Consider the following 17,954-nt stretch of genomic DNA (forward strand, 5'->3'; position numbering starts at 1 on the left):
GGCGCGCCACAAGATTATGCAGCGACCGCAAGCAATTGCTGTTTGATGAGGGGGGCGAAAGCCCTCTTTATCTTTTTATTTTATAGTCTTCGTCATTTACCCAATTTGTTTGCTTTGAGGGACTGCTCCGCTTTCATCCCGCCGCGCGCCCCCGACTATCACCTGTTTGACGCACCACTGCCGCAAATTTGCCGCCGTTCTTCAGCAAAGTTCAATCACCTAACTTAGTGACCGTGCTGTTTTGCGGGTTTTCAATTGACACGTGCGAGGGACTTATGCCTTTTAATCTTGACTGGACCACCGTCGGAGCCAATGGCAGCTATACGCTGGTGGATGGACCCGATAGCGTCGGCGTAACCGTTGCCACCACCACAAATGCCGTGTCTCAAACAGCAACGGCCTACGCAACCGGCAGTCCGGCCGCCCCTGCTCTTTGGGTGGCAGGCATCTCAGAGCCGATCACCAGTACGCTGACCTTCGCGGCACCCGTTTCCAACTTCAGCTTTGAAATTTACGATATTGATTCAAGCCCCGGGTCTTGGGATGATAAGCTGACGGTTCTGGTGACAGACGCCCAAGGCAATGTGCAGGCTGTAAATTTCGGTGATTTGCTAGCAGATCCTTATCATTCGTCAGCAGGTAACGTGCTGAACGCGGATGGGTCATTCAACGGTGGTGTCGAAACGATCGGCGCCGAGGACAGTGTGTCCATCACCATCGCCGGGCCTGTTTCAAGGATCGAATTCATTTTTGACAATGGCGAAAGCTTCACCAACAGCGGCATGTTCGGTGTTGGCAATATGTCGTTTGAACGGGCAGCACTTGATTTTATCGTCGAAGGCTCGGCTGGGGACGATTTGATTGATGACGTCTATGCGCTTGATCCTGACGGCGACAGTGTCAACGCAAATGATGCGGCGAATGGGTCGAATGATGATGTCATTCAGGCCGGGGCTGGCAATGACACCGTACTGTCGGGTGCAGGGAACGATTCCATCGACGCGGGTCTCGGCAATGATTTGATCAACGCTGGCGCAAATGACGATACTATTTTTTTGTCCAATGGTTTTGGCAATGACGTTATTCTTGGCGGTGAGACTGCCGAGACCAACGGTGATACACTGAATCTTTCGGCCCTAACTGCGGGTGTAACGGTTGATCTGAGTAGCGCCAATGCCGAAACGGGCAGCGTTTCCGATGGCATTTCGATCGCGCAATTCAGCGAGATTGAAAACATCGTCCTAGGCGGCGGCGCTGACACGTTGGTGCTTGCTGACGGATCTGGGGTTGACCGCGTGACGGGGTTCCAAGCGCCGATCGACAATGGCGACGGCACCTTTACGGGTGTCGACCAACTGGACGTAACTGCGCTGCACGACCTTGGCGGTGATTTGGTTAATGCTCTCGACGTGGTTGTAAGCGATACGGTGGGTGATGGGTCCGGCGATGCGATCCTGACCTTTCCAAATGGTGAAAGCCTGACCTTGGTTGGTGTTCTTGCGGCATCCGTTTCGTCGCCTGCGCAACTGGCTGCGATGGGTTTGCCGATGAATGATGGCATCGTCTATGGCACCGCAGGCGATGATACGATTGATGGGGCCTATCTTGGTGACAATGACGGCGATGTCGTTGACGGCGGCGATGCGCTGTTGCCGGGGGCCGCACCAGACGATGATCTGATCTATGCGGGCGCTGGCAATGACAGCGTGAACGCGGGTCTGGGCAATGACTCGGTTGTTGGCGAAGAGGGTGATGACACGCTGAACGGTAATGACGGCGATGACACGCTGGTCGGCGACTTTGAAATTGATGACGACTTTTCCGTGCGCGGCAACCCGATTGCAGGGCCGGGTGGGAACGATGTGCTGTTCGGCGGCTTGGGCAACGATTCAATCTATGGCGGGTCGGGCGATGACAGCCTGTACGGTGGCGATGGTGACGACAGTTTGCTGGGCGGTCACGGCAATGACCTGCTGGAAGGCGGGGCCGGCGATGATGATCTTGAGGGCCTGTACGGCGACGACACAATCTATGGCGGCGATGGCAATGACCACGTCTTTGGCCGCGATGGGGCTGACCTGATCTATGGTGGCGACGGGGTGGATACACTTGTCGGGTCCATCGGGATCGACACGATCTATGGCGGCGCGGGCAACGACATCATCGCAGGCAGTCAGGGCAGTGACCTGATCTATGGCGGCACGGGCGATGACCTTGTGTATATCGGTGTGCCGGCACCGGGCGATATTGCCTATGACAACGAAGGCAGCATCTATCTGGACGAAGGCAACGACTATCTGGATGCAGGCGATGCCACGCTGAGATTCGATGCCTATGGCGGCGACGGCAACGACTATATGGTTGCGGGCGTGGGCGACGATACGTTGTTTGGCGGCACAGGCAATGATCAGATTTTTGCAGGCGCTGGCGATGATCAGCTGACTGGCGATGAAGGCAATGACTACATTGAGGGCCAGTCGGGCGACGACACGTTCTTTTTGGCCGATGGTTTTGGCAATGACACGTTGGTCGGTGGCGAAACCGGCGAAACCAATGGCGATGTGCTGGATGCAAGCGCGCTGACCACCGATAGTGTCCTTGATCTTAGTGCAGGCGATGCGGCCAATCCCGAAGATGGGACATTGACGGTGGACCCAACCGGGGGCGCAGGTGCCAGCCCAGCCATCCACTATGTGCGCATTTTTAAGCCTGATGCGCCCGTCTCTGGTTTCGGGGTTTATCCAAGCGGCGGAATTGATTTCAGCCAGGGCGAATGGTTCTATGTGCCAGTTGCCGACATGGATATCTTTTTGCATGACAGTCAGGGCATCAGCGGCGGCGGTGGCGGGCTGGACTCAACGCAAAACTTTGCCGCAGATTTTGACGGATTGTCTGTCAGCGGCAATGGCATTGGGGCGGCAGGCAAGTCAGAGTATCTGGATGCCAGTGGCAACCCGTTCTTTGTCGGTTGGGTCAGTTCCGATTACAACGGTGCGACAGGCGTTCCTCCAAACACTTATCTGATTGTCACCGATGCTGGTGGCGCAGAACCTGCTGGCACGGCCACGAGTACGGGCCTGCGAGATCCAAATGCGCAGTTTGACTACAGCAGCTTTACTACGCCTGTCCAAATAGCAAATTTCTCGGAAATCGAACGGTTTACGCTTGGGTCCGGCAATGACAGCGTTATCGGGTCATCTGGTGATGACAACGTGTCGACCGGCGCAGGGGCCGATACAGTTAACGGTGGTGCTGGCAATGACATCTTTGACCTTGGCGCCGGTGACGGTGCCGTGGATTTGGTGGTCATGGCCGATGGCGATGGCAATGACACGATCAGCGCGTTCGAGGCGCCGATTGATAATGGCGATGGTACCTACACGGGCCATGACCAGCTGGACGTATCCAGCCTTACATCGGATGGCGGAACGACATCGGTAAATACAGGCGACGTTGTTGTCACCGATACCAACGGCGATGGCACGGGCGATGCGATCCTGACCTTCCCGGGCGGGGAGAGCCTTACGCTTGTTGGTGTTCTGGCCAGCCAGGTAGATACCCCGGCTGAACTGGCCGCGATGGGCATTCCGCTGCCCGCCCAGAATTACATCGTCGAGGGCACTGCCGCGGGTGATCTTATCGACACAGCTTATCTGGGCGATCCGGAAGGTGACCGCGTCGATGCCAATGACAATTTGGCGGGCACGAACGACGACCTTATTCAGGCTGGCGATGGCAATGACACGGTCATAGGCGGCGCTGGGAATGATACTATTTTTGGCGATGGCGGCAATGACAGCCTGTATGGCGGTGTTGGCGATGATACCATTTGGACCGGCGAAGGCGCAGATGCGGCTTATGGCGGCGATGGTAACGACCTGATCAATGGCGGCGGCACAGGGATTGATGCGCTGTTCGGCGATGATGGCAATGACACAATCCTTGGCAGCTTGGTCGAAAGCACGCTGGCCTATGGTGGTGCAGGCAATGACAGCATCATCGGCGGAAACCTGACGGATCAACTTATAGGCGAAGACGGCGATGATTACATCGACGGTGGCGCGGGTAACGACTTCATCGACGGTGAAGCGGGTAATGACAATCTTTTCGGTGGCGATGGTGCCGATGTCATAACCGGCGGCGCAGGCGCTGATACGCTGACCGGCGGGGCAGGGGCGGACAGCCTGTTTGGCGGCGATGATCGTGATCTATTCTTTGGTGGCATCGGCGATGTCATCGATGGCGGCGACGGCGGCGACAATTTTGACGTCTTGAACTTGACGGCCCTTGGTGGCGCTGCGATGACCAACGTCATTTATGGCGGTGGCAACAACGAGGCAGGCACCGTTCAGGTTTTGGACGGCGCAGGCGCGGTCGTCGGCAGCTTTACCTTTTCAAACATCGAAAGCGTTGTGCCATGTTTTACCCCCGGCACGATGATCCTGACCAACAAAGGCGAAAAACCTGTCGAGGACGTGATCGCAGGCGACCGTGTTTTGACCCGCGATAACGGTTATCAAACCATTCGCTGGGTCGGTTCGCGCAGCTTGTCTGGCGTTGATCTGGCAGCAAAGCCAAACTTCCGCCCCGTTTGCATTCAGGCAGGCGCACTGGGCGGTGGCCTGCCGCAGCGGGATATGACCGTATCACCGCAGCATCGTATGCTTATGACAGGGGCGCGGGCTGAAATGCTGTTTGGCGATGCCGAAGTTTTGGTTGCGGCGGCGCATTTGCTTAATGACAGCACCATTCGACAGATTACGCCATCCTCGGTGACTTACATCCACTTGCTGTTCGACCAGCACGAAATCATTCGCGGTGACGGGGCATGGACGGAGAGTTTTCAGCCAGGCGATCAAACCCTGCAAGGCATGGACAGCCCGCAGCGGGATGAGCTTTTGGCCCTATTTCCGGCGCTGCAATACGGCGACACCTATCCAGCGGCGCGCCAGACCCTTAAAGCCTTTGAGGCAAAGGTCCTATTAGAGATGTAATCGGCAAAGCGCGGCGCCATTCCGAGGAGCTGGTCTTTGAAATCAGGTTTGCACGGCGCGCCAACGCGCCCAGTCTTCTGGCGTGTCCAGATCGGTCAGCGCGTGTCGCTCCGGCAATGTCACCGGCACCGTCAGATTTGCAACCTCGCGCAAAACGGATCTTGCCCCGACATCGCCATGCAGGCCAATAAGGTGCGCCCGCAGCCACGCAGGGAAAAGCACGGGATGGCCTGGAGTGCCGTCCGCGGTGGCGCCGCGATGCACCATATCGGGCGCCTGCCGATAAGAGGCGATCATGGCGGCCAAATCCTGCGCGTCAATCTCGGGCATGTCTGCCAGCAATATCAAAATCGCAGACCCCACGGGGATTGCCGCCACACCGGCACGCAAGGATGCGGCCATGCCCTGTGATGCGTCACCAACCCGCAAGCGCTGCAGCCCTAACCCGTCTAGGGCGGCCTCTCGGGCGGGGCGGTCATCGGACAATGTCACCATAACCGGTAAACCCGTTGCCAGCGCAATCTGAGCCACGCGCCGCAACAGCGGTTGCCCTGCGACCGGTTCCAGCAATTTGTCCGCCCCGCGCATCCGCGAAGAAGCCCCAGCTGCCAGAATCAAAACCGTGACAGCGGTCGCCTTGCCTTTATCGTGCATCGTACATTTTTCCTTGGCCCTGACCGTGCAGGTGATGAAGCAAGTGTACTGACCAATGTCTCTGTGGAAAGCGAAAACGCCTGCCCGATGTCTATCCAAATCCGCATTGTACGCAAATTGACCATTGTCTTATGGCCCGTCCTGCCCTTATTGTCATATAACGCGGGTCAGGGTTTGCAACAAACTCGGCGCGCGCGATACATTTACGCTAAGGCGCATTGGGTGGACAGGTCGTTCGCCGATGCAGGCCAAAGCTGGATCACCGGCCGAAAGGCCCCTTATTTGCCCGTTAAGTCACTGACAAAAACGGGTTTTCATATGGATGCAGTAATGCATTCGGGATAAACCGCGATGAGCCGCGCCGAGTTAACAACCAATCTTGACGGGGGGCCTCAACGGCTAACCCTGCCATTTTTGATGCGCAGCCTCGCCTGTACAAGTCACCTTTTGCGCGCAAAACGCCCTACCGGATCGTGTCCGGCACGGCCTATGCTGCCGGGTGCAATGGAACAAAATGGCCAAGAAAATGCTAATAGATGCCACGCATGCCGAGGAAACTCGGGTTGTCGTGGTGGATGGAAACAAGGTCGAGGAATTTGATTTTGAAACCATCAACAAGCGCCAGCTGGCTGGCAATATCTACCTCGCAAAGGTAACACGTGTCGAGCCCTCGCTTCAGGCGGCGTTTGTTGATTACGGCGGAAATCGCCACGGATTTTTGGCTTTTGCCGAAATTCATCCCGATTATTACCAGATTCCAATGGCGGACCGTCAGGCGCTGCTGGATGAAGAACGCGCTTTGGCCCGTGCCGAAGACGAGGATGAAAAAGAAAAAGACAGCGGCAAGGGCCGCCGCCGCCGCGTCCCGCGTGCGCAGTCATTGAAATCCAATGACGCGGTGAAAACCGCCGAAATCGGTTCGATGGATGTGGTTGATCTGGATGATGACACGGCACAGGATGCGGATGCACAAGCCGTTGAACCAGTAGCTGTGACCGCAGTGGTCGAGATCCAGACAGCCGCAGCCGCATCTGCCGATCAAAACAACGCTTCTGATGGTGATGAAGACACGCCAGAAGAGCCGTACCGCGCGATGAACACCGCATCTGAAACAGATGACGAGATTGAGTCGGTCGCAGATGAAGATGTGACCGAGGAAATCCGCGCGCCCCGCCGCCCACGCGCGCGTCGCTACAAGATTCAAGAAGTGGTCAAGGTGCGCCAGATCATGCTGGTGCAGGTGGTCAAGGAAGAACGCGGCAACAAGGGTGCTGCGCTGACGACTTACCTGTCGCTGGCAGGCCGTTATTGCGTGCTTATGCCCAATACCGCCCGCGGTGGTGGCATTTCGCGCAAGATCACCCAAGCAAATGACCGCAAAAAGCTGAAAGAAATTGCGTCTGAAATCACCGTGCCCGAAGGCGCCGGCCTGATTATCCGCACCGCTGGTGCAAAGCGCACCAAGCCGGAAATCAAGCGCGATTACGAATATCTGATGCGCCTGTGGGAACAGATCCGTGAGCTGACGCTGAAATCCATCGCACCAGCCGCGATCTATGAAGAGGGCAATCTGATCAAGCGTTCGATCCGCGATCTGTATAGCCGCGAGATTGACGAAGTGCTGGTCGAAGGTGCCGAAGGTTACCGCGTCGCCAAAGACTTTATGCGCATGATCATGCCAAGCCATGCCAAGGCCGTGCAGCCCTATAATGACCCGACCCCGCTGTTCGCGCGCTTTCAGGTTGAAAGCTATCTGGGCGGGATGTTTAACCCGACCGTGCAGCTGAAATCTGGGGGTTACATCGTTATCGGTATCACCGAAGCGCTGGTTGCGATTGACGTAAACTCGGGCCGTGCCACCAAAGAAGGCTCGATCGAAGAGACGGCGACCAAGACCAACCTTGAGGCCGCCGAAGAGGTTGCTCGCCAGTTGCGCCTGCGCGACTTGGCCGGTCTGATCGTGATCGACTTTATCGACATGGAAGACCGACGCAATAACGCCGCCGTGGAAAAACGCTTGAAAGACAAGCTGAAAACCGACCGTGCGCGCATTCAGGTTGGCCGCATTTCGGGCTTTGGCCTGTTGGAAATGTCGCGCCAGCGCCTGCGTCCTGGCATGTTGGAAAGCACGACCCAGCCTTGTGCACATTGCCACGGCACGGGTCTGATCCGGTCCGACGACAGCATGGCGCTGCAAATCCTGCGCGCGCTGGAAGAAGAGGGCACGCGCAAACGGTCGCGCGAAGTTCTGCTGCGCGCGCCTATCGCGGTCGTCAACTTCCTGATGAACCAAAAGCGCGAACATATCGCGATGATCGAGGCACGCTATGGCATGTCGGTGCGCATCGAATGCGATCCGGCGATGATCAGCCCCGATTACACGATTGAAAAGTTCAAAACCGCGACCCGTGTGGTGGTTGAGGTGTCTTCGGCCATTTCTGGTAACTCGTCCTTGATGGGCGTGGCTGTGGCAGATGATATCGAAGATCCTGATATTCCGACCGAGGAAGAAGAAAACGCCGAAGCGCCGTCTGACGATCAGGCCTCGGAAGGGCCGGCCGCAAACAATGAAGACGATCAAAAAGACGGGAACGGCCGCAAAAAGCGTCGTCGTCGTCGGCGTCGTCGTGGCAATGGCGGGTCGGATGAAAACGGATCTGATAGCAATGATCAGGACGGATCGGATGACGACAGCGACGCGGACGCGGCAGATGCACCTGTAGCGGCACAACCCAGCGACACACCCGATGTGTCCGAAGCTGCCGCAGAAGAGGCCCCGAAAAAGCGCAGCCGCGCGCGGACGCGCAAGCCAAAAGTCACGGCAGATGCTGCGACCGAGACGGCAGATGCACCGGTCGCTGATGCAGCTCCTGAGGTCTCCGAGCCTGCGGCCGAAAAGCCCAAAGCCCGCCGCACCCGCAAACCAAAGGCCGATCCAAAGGTTGATGCCCCGGCCAGCTCGGCACCCGCCGCCGACGCTGCGCCAAATCAGGCTGCGCCCGAACCAGCAGCAGCACCTGTGCCCGAGCCAGAAGTCGAGCAAAAACCTGCTGAGGCAGCGGAACCGGTTGCGGTTGTCGCCGATTATCCCGCGCCAGCCGAAGCGCAAGCAGATGCAGTCGAGGACGCCAAGCCTAAGCGGCGTGGCTGGTGGAACCTTGGGCGCTGATTTTCACCACTCATAATTTCAAAAGGCGCAGGGTCATTCCTGCGCCTTTTTTCGCTGGCACCAAAACCACGCGAACGTGACCTTTTGGCGTGGTGACAATCCGCTATCGAACGCGCTAAGACGACAGGGCAATCAAGGGAAGACAGATGATCGGCATTGACCTTATTGACGCGGCCTTACTGCCTGCGATGCTTGTGGCGCTTTTGGCTGGTGTCCTGTCCTTTTTGTCACCCTGTGTCTTGCCAATTGTCCCGCCATATCTGGCCTATATGGGTGGCATCAGCATGGGCGAGATGCAGGGCGGCACCGCCCGCCGCCGCGTCCTGATTCCTGCGACTTTCTTCGTCTTTGGCCTGTCGACGGTCTTTTTGTTCCTTGGCTTTACGGCCTCCATTTTTGGCACGTTTTTTCTTCAATATCAGGATATTCTGTCCAAAATTTCCGGTGCAGTCGTCATCATTTTTGGCCTGCATTTTCTTGGAATTTTCCGCATCGGTATTCTTGACCGCGAGGCGCGGCTGGATGCGGGTGACCGCGGTGGTTCGGCATTCGGTGCCTACCTTTTGGGTCTGGCGTTTGCTTTTGGCTGGACGCCTTGCATAGGCCCGCAACTGGGCGCAATTTTGTCGCTTGCCGCATCCGAGGCCAACATCACGCGGGGCACTGCATTGCTTGGCGTCTATGCTTTGGGGCTGGGCTTGCCGTTCATCCTTGCCGCCGTCTTTATTGAACGTGCTATTGGGGTGATGTCGCGCCTGAAACGTCATATGAAAACCATCGAACGCGCTATGGGTGTTTTGCTGATTATTGTTGGCGTGGCCTTGCTAACCGGTGCGTTTTCGGCCTTTTCTTTCTGGCTGTTGGAAACCTTTCCCGCGCTCAGCACTTTGGGGTAATTCGGCGTTAATCCCCATAGTTTTGCCCAAATTTATCGGCATACTGTGATCGGATTATGAAGGACGGCCCGATGCCAGACGACACATCGAAACCCCAGAGCACCGCACAGGTGGTGCGGCGCCGCGTGTTTTATCTTCCCGGTTATGACCCGTTTCACCCCCGCCGTTACCGTGAACTTTACCGCAAGGAAGGGGCCGCGCAGGCCAAAATTTCCGGCTATACTCTTGCCTTGTCGCCTAAACAATCAGGCGGGGCCTATGGCTGGGATGTGGCGGCAAGAATAGATGGGACAGATGTGCGGGCGCAGGTAGATGTGTTGGTCTGGTCCGATATTGTCAAAAGCTCGATGGAGACGGGGATTTTTGGCACTTATCATCAAATGTTGCAAACCGCATGGATTTACATTGGCTCTGGCGCGTTGTGGCGTTTGATGCGGCTGCGCAAGGGGCCAGTGATTGCGGCTCTCTATCCCGTGGTTTTTTTGGTCGCGCAGGCCTTGGTTGCCGCCCTGTTGGTCTGGCTGATCGCAGCAGCTGGCTCGGCCGTGTTGGTGCAGCTTTTGGGTGGGCTTGGCCGCGTGGTTGCGGTTAGTCTTGGGCTTGGTGCTGCGGCCTTGGTGCTGCGCTGGTTTAGGCGCATCGACAACAAGCTGTTCGCCTATTACCTTATGCACGACTATGCTTATTCCGCGCAATTAAAAGGGACCAACCCGCCCGAACTGGAAGCAAGGATGGCCAGTTTTGGTAATGTGATTGCTGCGTCGTTGGCTGAAGATGTGGATGAGGTTTTGATCATCGGCCATTCTTCGGGCGCACATTTGGCCGTCTCGGTTCTAAGCGACCTCATTCGCGCAGGGCGTGTGCCTGCGATGGGGCCCGCGCTGTCTTTGCTGACCTTGGGGCAGGTGGTTCCGATGGTTTCCTTCTTGCCAAAGGCCCAGCGTTTGCGGGCCGATCTGGCCTTTTTGTGCACCACGGATGCGCTGGTTTGGGTGGATGTGACAGCCCCCGGCGATGGCTGCGCCTTTGCACTTTGTGACCCAGTGGCAGTGACGGGCGTGGCCCCGGCTGCGGGCAAGAGATGGCCTTTGGTGTTTTCGGCGGCCTTTACCCAAACCCTGTCACCCGAACGCTGGCGAGAGCTGCGGTGGCGGTTCTTTCGGCTGCATTTCCAGTATCTCTGTGCCTTTGATCGGCCGCGTGATTATGACTATTTCCAGATCACGGCTGGTCCGATGACCCTGAGCGCGCGCTATGCCGGGCGGTCGGCGTCGCAGTCGCGGATAGAGGTGGCGGTGAACAAATTCACTTCGGTGGCGCCATGACCCCGCCCAAGCCTGTGCCGCGCCCTGACAAGGTCTCATTGTGGCGTTATCTGAAACTGTTTCGCATCGATATCTTGTCGGCCCAGCCCGCACGGCTGTATCGGGCGTGGATGGCCGAGTTTCGGACACCGTTTTTCCGCAGCTATATGTGTAATGAGCCGGCCCTGATCCGGTTGGTTTTGGATGAACGCCCCGATGATTTTCCAAAATCCGACCGGATCGGCGAAGGGTTGCGACCCTTGCTGGGAGCCTCTGTTTTCATGACAAATGGCGAGGTTTGGAAACGCCAGCGCCGGATTATTGACCCAGCCTTTGAAGGGGGGCGGATCCGTGAAACCTTTCCAGCTATGGTGGCCGCAGGACAGGCGGCGGTGGCGCGGATGGATGCAGGCGTTCAGGATATTGAACCCGAAATGAGCCATGCGGCGGCGGATGTGATCTTCCGCACGCTGTTTTCCATACCGATTGAACACGAAATTGCAGGTGAGGTGTTTGACCAGTTTCGTGCCTATCAACGCGAGCAGCCGATCTTGAATTTGGCCGCGTTCTTGCCGTTACCGCGTTGGTTTCCGCGGTTTCATTCGGGCCGGACAAAGGAAACGGCGGCGCGGATCAGGGGGTTGATCCGGCAACTGACCGAAAGTCGGGCCAAAGCGATTGCGGCGGGGACGGCGCCGGATGATCTGGCGACGAAAATCATGACCACGGCTGATCCGGTCACGGGCGAGCGGTTTGAGACGGAGGAAATGATCGATCAGGTCGCGATTTTCTTTCTTGCAGGACATGAAACCAGTGCCTCGGCGCTTGGCTGGGCTTTGTATTTGCTGGGCATGTATCCCGAGGTTCAAGACAGGGTCGCGGCCGAGGCTGGGGCCTTGGAAGGAGCCACGGATTTCGCGGTGATGGGTAAGCTGAAATTCGCCCGCGATGTGTTTCGTGAGGCGTTGCGGCTGTATCCACCCGTGCCAATGATGGTGCGGGAAAATAGCTGTCCTGAAGAGTTTCGGGGCCGCAAAGTTGCGGCTGGCGGGCAGGTGGTTTTGAGCCCTTGGCATCTTCACCGCCATGAACGGCTTTGGCCGCGCGGGGATGAATTTGACCCGGATCGCTGGCAAACCGAAGAAGGGCGGGGCTGTGCCCGTGAGGCGTTTATTCCGTTTTCAAGCGGGGCGCGGGTGTGCCCCGGGGCCGGGTTTGCGATGGTGGAAGGGCCGCTTTTATTGGCGATGCTGGTGCGGGCGTTTCGGTTTGATCTGGTGGCCGGAAAAGAGCCGGTTCCGGTGGCCCATTTGACGGTGCGGGCGAAGGACGGGATTTGGCTGAATGTGACGCCGAGGGAGTAAGGCCCGCAGATGTTCGCGCGCGGACATATTTTCAACCAATTGTTTTTAAATGGATTTGCAGTTTTTGTTAACCTGAAATTAACCCGTGGATGCGGACGATTTTGCGCCACACTGCCCACTTTACAACACCATTTTTAGAATTGCGTTGCATGAAATGGCGTTGGCGACCTATGCTTGTTGAAACCGACACGGCAGGGGTGAGAGTAAAAATGACTGTGATTTTTCGCCTGATCCGGCACCAAGTATCGGCTGCAATGGCGCTGTTTGCTTTGCTGGTTTTCGCAGGATGTACGGCGACTGTTCCGGCCGCAGATCAAAGTGTCGAGGCCCTTACCGCTGCGACGTCAGAGGTTGCGGAGGCGCGAGGCGCGCCCCAGCCTGAGCCTCTCTCTGCGGTCAAGCGGATTGCCGGACCTGCCAAGCTGGGCACCAAATGGGGCGAAGGGGTTGCCTCCTCTGTCTCGACCGTGAATTTGAAGCGCGTCAGCCAGAAGCCCGTCGACGTGGGCACGTTGCGCTATGGCGCGGTGCAAGGCGGTGGCGCAGCGGCTCAAGAGGTATTGATTGCCGAAGTGCGCGTGGGGCTGCGGGTGCTGCGGGCGAATGGCAAGGCCTGGCCGATGTTTGGCAGCGGTGATGCGGCACGGTTGCAGGGGCAAAGCGGCGAACGATATATTTTGGCATATCAGAACTATTCGCGGTCCAAGACCTATGAGCTGGTTGTGACGGTGGATGGTTTGGATGTGTTGAGCGGCAAGCCTGGCAGTTTGCGGGGCAACGGGTATGTGCTGCGTCCGGGAGAAACCTTGCGAATTGAAGGGTTTAGAAAAAGCCGTGCCGAAGTGGCCGCGTTTCGGTTTTCATCTGCGGCCGAGTCCTATGCGGCCAATATCGGTAGCCGGTCGACGCGCAATATTGGCGTGATCGGGACGGCGGTGTTTGAGTTGCGGGCAAAGCGGCCTGTGCCCGAATGTTCGCAGCCGCCTTGTGCCTTTCCGGCCGATACGGGAACACGGGGCAGGTATGCGCCGGCACCTACCTATGATTGACGTTTGACAGGGTGGGATTGGGTGGAAGGGTGAGTATTTGGGCAAAGATGAAAGGGTTTGTGCCGGGGTTTGGTTTCGCAGCGGCGGGCGCGGTGATGGAGACGGCACAGTAGGTATTTGAACCAAGATGAAAGGCAGTGGCCTTAGCGCAGGCTGCGGTAGTGGTTCAGCACAAAAACGCGGATTGCGGAGGCGAGGCCTGCATCAGTGGTGCGGGCCTCGTCTATGTCAATCGCCAGGGCGTTAATGGTTTTGCCTTTGCTGTCAGCGATTTGGCGGAAGGCGTGCCAGAATTCGGATTCTAGCGATACCGAGGTGCGGTGGCCGCGCAAGGTGAGGGAGTGTTTGACGGGGCGGTCGGTCATTTGGTTGGATCGCCGTGTGGGTTCTCGCTGTCTGATTTTTCGTCATCGGGTTCGCGTTTGTGGAGATCGAGGGAGTGGCGGGCCTTGTTGGCGCGCGATTGGTCCAATGTGCGTTCGGCTTTGGTGCGGCCGAATTTGGTGGCGTTGGCATCGGCCTGCGCGCGGGCCTCGGCTTTTGACCGGGCCTTTTTGGCGGCGCGCAGGTTGATGATTTCGGCTGCCAAGATCTTAGCCTTTCGGGCCGATCATATCTTCGGGGCGGACCACGCGGTCAAAGGTTTCGCCGTCGACAAGGCCTAAGGCGATTGCCTCTTCGCGCAGGGTGGTGCCGTTTTTATGCGCGGTTTTGGCGACTTTCGTTGCGTTGTCATAGCCGATAGTGGGTGCCAGAGCCGTGACCAGCATCAGCGATTCCTTCATCAGCTTGTCGATGCGGGGGATATTGGCCTGGGTGCCTGTGACCATATTATCGGTGAAACTGGCTGCCGCGTCGCCCAAAAGCTGCATGGATTGCAACAGGTTATAGGACATCATGGGGTTGTAGACGTTGAGTTCAAAATGGCCTTGGGAGCCTGCGAAACCGATGGCGGCATCATTGCCCATGACATGGGCGCAAACCATGGTCAGCGCCTCGGCTTGGGTCGGGTTCACCTTGCCCGGCATGATCGAGGAGCCTGGTTCGTTTTCGGGCAGGATCAATTCGCCAAGGCCCGAGCGGGGGCCGGAGCCAAGGAGGCGCATGTCGTTGGCGATTTTAAAAAGGCTGCCTGCGACGGTTTTGAGCGCACCGGAGAACATGACCATGGCGTCATGGGCGGCCAGCGATTCGAATTTATTGGGGGCGGTCACGAAGGGGAGGCTCGTGATGGCGGCGATTTCCGCCGCGACGCGTTTGTCCCAGCCGACGCGGGTGTTGAGGCCGGTGCCGACGGCGGTGCCGCCTTGGGCCAGCTCATAAATATCGGGCAGGCAGGCGTTGACGCGCTGGATGCCTTTGGCGACTTGATGGGCATAGCCGCCGAATTCCTGACCAAGCGTCAGGGGGGTTGCGTCCTGGGTATGGGTGCGGCCGATTTTGATGATGTCTTTGAATTCAATGGATTTTGCCAGCAGCGCTGCGTGCAGTTTATGCAGGCCGGGCAGCAGGACATCGCGGGCCATCATGCCTGTGGCCACGTGCATTGCGGTGGGGAAAGTGTCGTTCGAGGACTGACCCATGTTGACGTGATCATTGGGGTGGACAGGTTTTTTGGAGCCCATCACGCCGCCGAGCATTTCAATCGCGCGGTTTGAGATCACCTCATTCGCGTTCATGTTGGACTGGGTGCCCGAGCCGGTTTGCCAGACGACGAGGGGGAAATTATCGTCAAACTTGCCGTCGATGACTTCTTGTGCCGCTGCTGCGATGGTTTTTCCCAGATCTGCGGGCATGTCGCCTTGGGCCACGTTAACGAGCGCGCAGGCTTTTTTGATGACGCCGAGCGCGCGGATGATGGCGACGGGCTGGCGTTCCCAGCCGATGGGGAAGTTGATGATGGAGCGTTGGGTTTGTGCGCCCCAATATTTATCTGCGGGAACCTCAAGAGGGCCAAAGCTGTCGGTTTCGGTGCGGAATGCGGTCATGGGATGCTCCTGCAAAATTTGGCCCCTTTTAGGGCGGTGGGGGCAGGAAATCAATCGGTATACAGCGGCATACCGCCGCAATCTGTGTCAGATTTTAGCGCGTTTGAGGATGTAGACCTGTGCCGGCGGGAAGTTGGCCCAGACTTTTCTGGCCTTTTTGGCGATCAAGCCGAGGGTATTGAGCCCTTCGACAGACAGTGGCGCGTTATGGCCATAGGTGAATTGGATGAAAATGCCGTCGGGACGCATGACCTGAAAGGCGGCGGCGATGATTTCGCGGCGCAGGTCGCGGGGCATGGAAAGGAGCGGCAGGCCTGAGACGACGGCGCCTGCGGCGTGGGGCATCAGGTTGGGGGCATTTTGGGCGCCGGCGGTGTGGATGGTGGTGCCGGGGAAGCGGGTGGCAAGGGTTGCGGCAAAGGCCGGGTTCATTTCAAACAGGGTCAGGTTTGACGGGGTCACGCCGCGGTTCAAGATCGCCTCGGTTATGATGCCGGTGCCGGGGCCGAATTCGATTACGGGGCCTGATGCGGGGCCAACATGGGCGGCCATTGCGGCGGCCAATGCACGTGAGGACGGCACAAGCGACGAGGTTTGTTTGGGTTCCAGAAGGGCTTGTTTGAGGAAAAATCTGAGGTCAGAAAACATGGATTTCCCCGGTCGAGGCCGCGTCACTTGCGGAATTTATCAAGCGAGAGAACCTCGGCTTCGTGGTGCGGCTTCTCGGGTGTGGTTTCGTCATCGTCAAGTGGAGCGTCGTCGTCGCCTTCGTCGTCATCCTCATCGTCTTCGTGCTGTTCGAACCGCAGGCCGAATTCGACTGACGGGTCGACGAAGGTGCGCAGGGCGTCGAAGGGCACGACCATCGGTTCGGGGTTATTGCCGAAATTCAGGGTGATGGAAAAGCCGGTATCGGTGACATCGAAGTTTTCGAACCAGTTCTGGATGACGATGGTCATTTCAGTCGGATAGCGCGCGCGCAGCCAGTCGGCGATGAGGACATCGGGGTGCGTGGTGTCAAAGGTTATGAAAAAATGATGGTTGCCGGGCAGGCCGTGCCGCGACACATCGGTCAAGACGGACTGGATCAGCCCGCGCATCGCGTTGTGCATCAGGTTGCCGTAGTCGATGGTCCGCGCCATGCCGATATCCTTTCCTCGAATCCGGTTAGCATAGGGGATTTGGGTTTGAAGGGAAGGGGCGGGGGTGGTGAAATTGCAGGCTGTTACAACAAGTTTGGCAGCGCGCCCAAGACAGCACACAGCGCGAGCGTGGCGGTGAGGCCCCAGTGCCGCGCAAAGATGAGGTAGATGGCAAGCACGGTGAGGGTGGTGGCCAAGGGGTCAACGCTGGTTGGATGTGGGGCGATGAGGGTGACGGGGCCAATCGACCATTGGCCCAGCGTCGCAAAGAGGACGTGGAGCGCGAACCACAGCGACAGATTGGCGATAACGCCGACCACGGCGGCGGTGATTGCGGCGAAGGCCGCAGATAGTCGGGGGGCGTGTTCCAAGCGTTCAATCAACGGCGCGCCGGCGAATATCCATAGGAAACACGGCGCAAAGGTCATCCACAGCGCAACCCCTGCGGCGGCAAGGCCAAGCCAGACGCCGCCAAGCCCGTGGCCTGCAAGGTAGGCCACAAACTCGGTGACGAGGATCAAGGGCCCGGGGGTGGTTTCGGCCAGTCGTGGCCTTCGTCAAAGCCGTCGCGCGCCCAGCGGTAGAGGGCGTCATAGAGGGGCATTGCGGCGTTTAGTTGGTCGAGGTCGTCTTTGTATTGGCGCGACAGGCCGACCGAGAGGGCGAGGAGGCCCGCTGCTTGGGGGGACAGGTCGTGGCGGTCGGTATCGGCGGCGCGGATGACGAGTGAGAGGCGGTCAAGGGCTGGTGAGGTGAGGCCGAATTCTGTGACCATCGTGTCGAAGGTGCATTGGTCGTTTCGGTGGGACCAGAATGTGTTTGGCACGTCAAAGGGGATGGCGGTAAAGCGGTCGGCCACGTCCAGTACGTCGGAGGGGGGAACATACAGAATTTGCGCGTTTGGGTTGACAAAGCGACGGACCAGCCAGGGGCAGGCGATGCGGTCGATTTTAGGGCGGTGGCGGGTGACCCAGCGGTCTGTGGCCATCAAGATTGCGGCAGGGGTGAGGGGGAGTTTCGCCTTGGCCCACGCAGCAAAGCCGCCCGCAAGGGTTTCAGCCGCGATGCCGCGCAGGCGTAGCAGGGCTGCCGAGCCTTCGGATAGTTTTTTGCCCTGTTGGCACAGCACCACGCAGCGTTTGGACGGGATCGGGGTGGTGGCGATGTCGGTGTGGGAGACGCGCTGCGATGTGGGCAGGACGCGGGGATCGAGGGCAAAATCATCGGCGATACGGACGTCGATGATATAGGGCGCATCGGGGGTGCCGATCAGGCGGTCAAGCTGGGCAGGGTTGATTTGATTCGGGCCGGGCATGGTGCATCCTTTGTTGCGATTGGGATGCGATCCTTGGGCGCGTGGCCTCACGGGGCGTTCGCGGGCCCCATCGGTTTAG

The 17,954-nt window shown here is 58.2% G+C and carries 14 protein-coding genes; 6 read left to right on the top strand and 8 right to left on the bottom strand.

The window, feature by feature from the left end; translation table 11 throughout:
* The first annotated feature begins 275 nt into the window (after window positions 1–275).
* Window positions 276–4,994 (top strand): Hint domain-containing protein, encoded by a 4,719-nt coding sequence (locus G560_RS20945; RefSeq protein ID WP_155947142.1) that lies wholly within the window; start codon window positions 276–278, stop codon window positions 4,992–4,994.
* Between the two features lie 42 nt (window positions 4,995–5,036).
* Here G560_RS20945 and G560_RS0104535 read toward each other — a convergent pair whose 3' ends face one another.
* Window positions 5,037–5,648, bottom strand: a complete 612-nt coding sequence (locus G560_RS0104535) for a nucleotidyltransferase family protein (RefSeq protein WP_022703122.1) — start codon at window positions 5,646–5,648, stop codon at window positions 5,037–5,039.
* A 514-nt stretch (window positions 5,649–6,162) separates the two neighbouring features.
* On the opposite strand from G560_RS0104535, the gene G560_RS0104545 reads away from it, so the two are divergent.
* The 5 genes from G560_RS0104545 to G560_RS18565 all read left to right on the top strand — a co-directional run bounded on the left by G560_RS0104545 (window position 6,163) and on the right by G560_RS18565 (window position 13,430).
* Window positions 6,163–8,817 carry an Rne/Rng family ribonuclease gene (locus G560_RS0104545; RefSeq protein WP_022703124.1) on the top strand — a complete coding sequence of 885 codons (2,655 nt, stop codon included), beginning with the start codon at window positions 6,163–6,165 and terminating at the stop codon, window positions 8,815–8,817.
* Between the two features lie 146 nt (window positions 8,818–8,963).
* On the top strand, window positions 8,964–9,713 hold the full coding sequence (locus G560_RS0104550; protein WP_022703125.1) for a cytochrome c biogenesis CcdA family protein: 750 nt from the start codon (window positions 8,964–8,966) through the stop codon (window positions 9,711–9,713).
* Window positions 9,714–9,784: 71 nt separating this feature from the next.
* Window positions 9,785–11,038 carry a hypothetical protein gene (locus G560_RS0104555; protein WP_033419252.1) on the top strand — a complete coding sequence of 418 codons (1,254 nt, stop codon included), beginning with the start codon at window positions 9,785–9,787 and terminating at the stop codon, window positions 11,036–11,038.
* Window positions 11,035–12,381: a cytochrome P450 gene (locus G560_RS0104560; RefSeq protein WP_022703127.1), complete on the top strand. Its 1,347-nt coding sequence runs from the start codon at window positions 11,035–11,037 to the stop codon at window positions 12,379–12,381. Before G560_RS0104555 ends, G560_RS0104560 begins: the two co-directional genes overlap by 4 nt.
* A 209-nt stretch (window positions 12,382–12,590) precedes the next feature.
* Window positions 12,591–13,430 carry a hypothetical protein gene (locus tag G560_RS18565; RefSeq protein ID WP_081647599.1) on the top strand — a complete coding sequence of 280 codons (840 nt, stop codon included), beginning with the start codon at window positions 12,591–12,593 and terminating at the stop codon, window positions 13,428–13,430.
* A gap of 143 nt (window positions 13,431–13,573) precedes the next feature.
* Here G560_RS18565 and G560_RS0104570 read toward each other — a convergent pair whose 3' ends face one another.
* From G560_RS0104570 to G560_RS0104600, 7 genes are all read right to left on the bottom strand, one after another.
* A complete protein-coding gene (locus G560_RS0104570; protein ID WP_022703129.1) occupies window positions 13,574–13,795 on the bottom strand; it encodes a ribbon-helix-helix domain-containing protein in 222 nt (73 codons plus the stop codon).
* Window positions 13,792–14,019 carry a DUF4169 family protein gene (locus tag G560_RS0104575; RefSeq protein WP_022703130.1) on the bottom strand — a complete coding sequence of 76 codons (228 nt, stop codon included), beginning with the start codon at window positions 14,017–14,019 and terminating at the stop codon, window positions 13,792–13,794. The genes G560_RS0104570 and G560_RS0104575 overlap by 4 nt, the downstream gene beginning before the upstream one ends.
* Window positions 14,020–14,023: 4 nt before the next feature.
* Window positions 14,024–15,418: a class II fumarate hydratase gene (fumC, locus tag G560_RS0104580; RefSeq protein ID WP_022703131.1), complete on the bottom strand. Its 1,395-nt coding sequence runs from the start codon at window positions 15,416–15,418 to the stop codon at window positions 14,024–14,026.
* Between the two features lie 87 nt (window positions 15,419–15,505).
* A complete protein-coding gene (locus G560_RS0104585; protein WP_022703132.1) occupies window positions 15,506–16,066 on the bottom strand; it encodes a class I SAM-dependent methyltransferase in 561 nt (186 codons plus the stop codon).
* 23 nt (window positions 16,067–16,089) lie between these two features.
* The gene (locus G560_RS0104590) at window positions 16,090–16,560 is read right to left on the bottom strand and encodes an SspB family protein (RefSeq protein WP_022703133.1); all 471 of its coding nucleotides are present in this window, start codon (window positions 16,558–16,560) and stop codon (window positions 16,090–16,092) included.
* Between the two features lie 83 nt (window positions 16,561–16,643).
* Window positions 16,644–17,081: a chromate transporter gene (locus G560_RS0104595; RefSeq protein ID WP_022703134.1), complete on the bottom strand. Its 438-nt coding sequence runs from the start codon at window positions 17,079–17,081 to the stop codon at window positions 16,644–16,646.
* On the bottom strand, window positions 17,078–17,875 hold the full coding sequence (locus G560_RS0104600; protein WP_022703135.1) for a chromate resistance protein ChrB domain-containing protein: 798 nt from the start codon (window positions 17,873–17,875) through the stop codon (window positions 17,078–17,080). Before G560_RS0104600 ends, G560_RS0104595 begins: the two co-directional genes overlap by 4 nt.
* Between the last annotated feature and the right edge of the window lie 79 nt (window positions 17,876–17,954).

This window comes from Pseudorhodobacter ferrugineus DSM 5888 (assembly GCF_000420745.1).
Lineage (GTDB): Bacteria > Pseudomonadota > Alphaproteobacteria > Rhodobacterales > Rhodobacteraceae > Pseudorhodobacter > Pseudorhodobacter ferrugineus.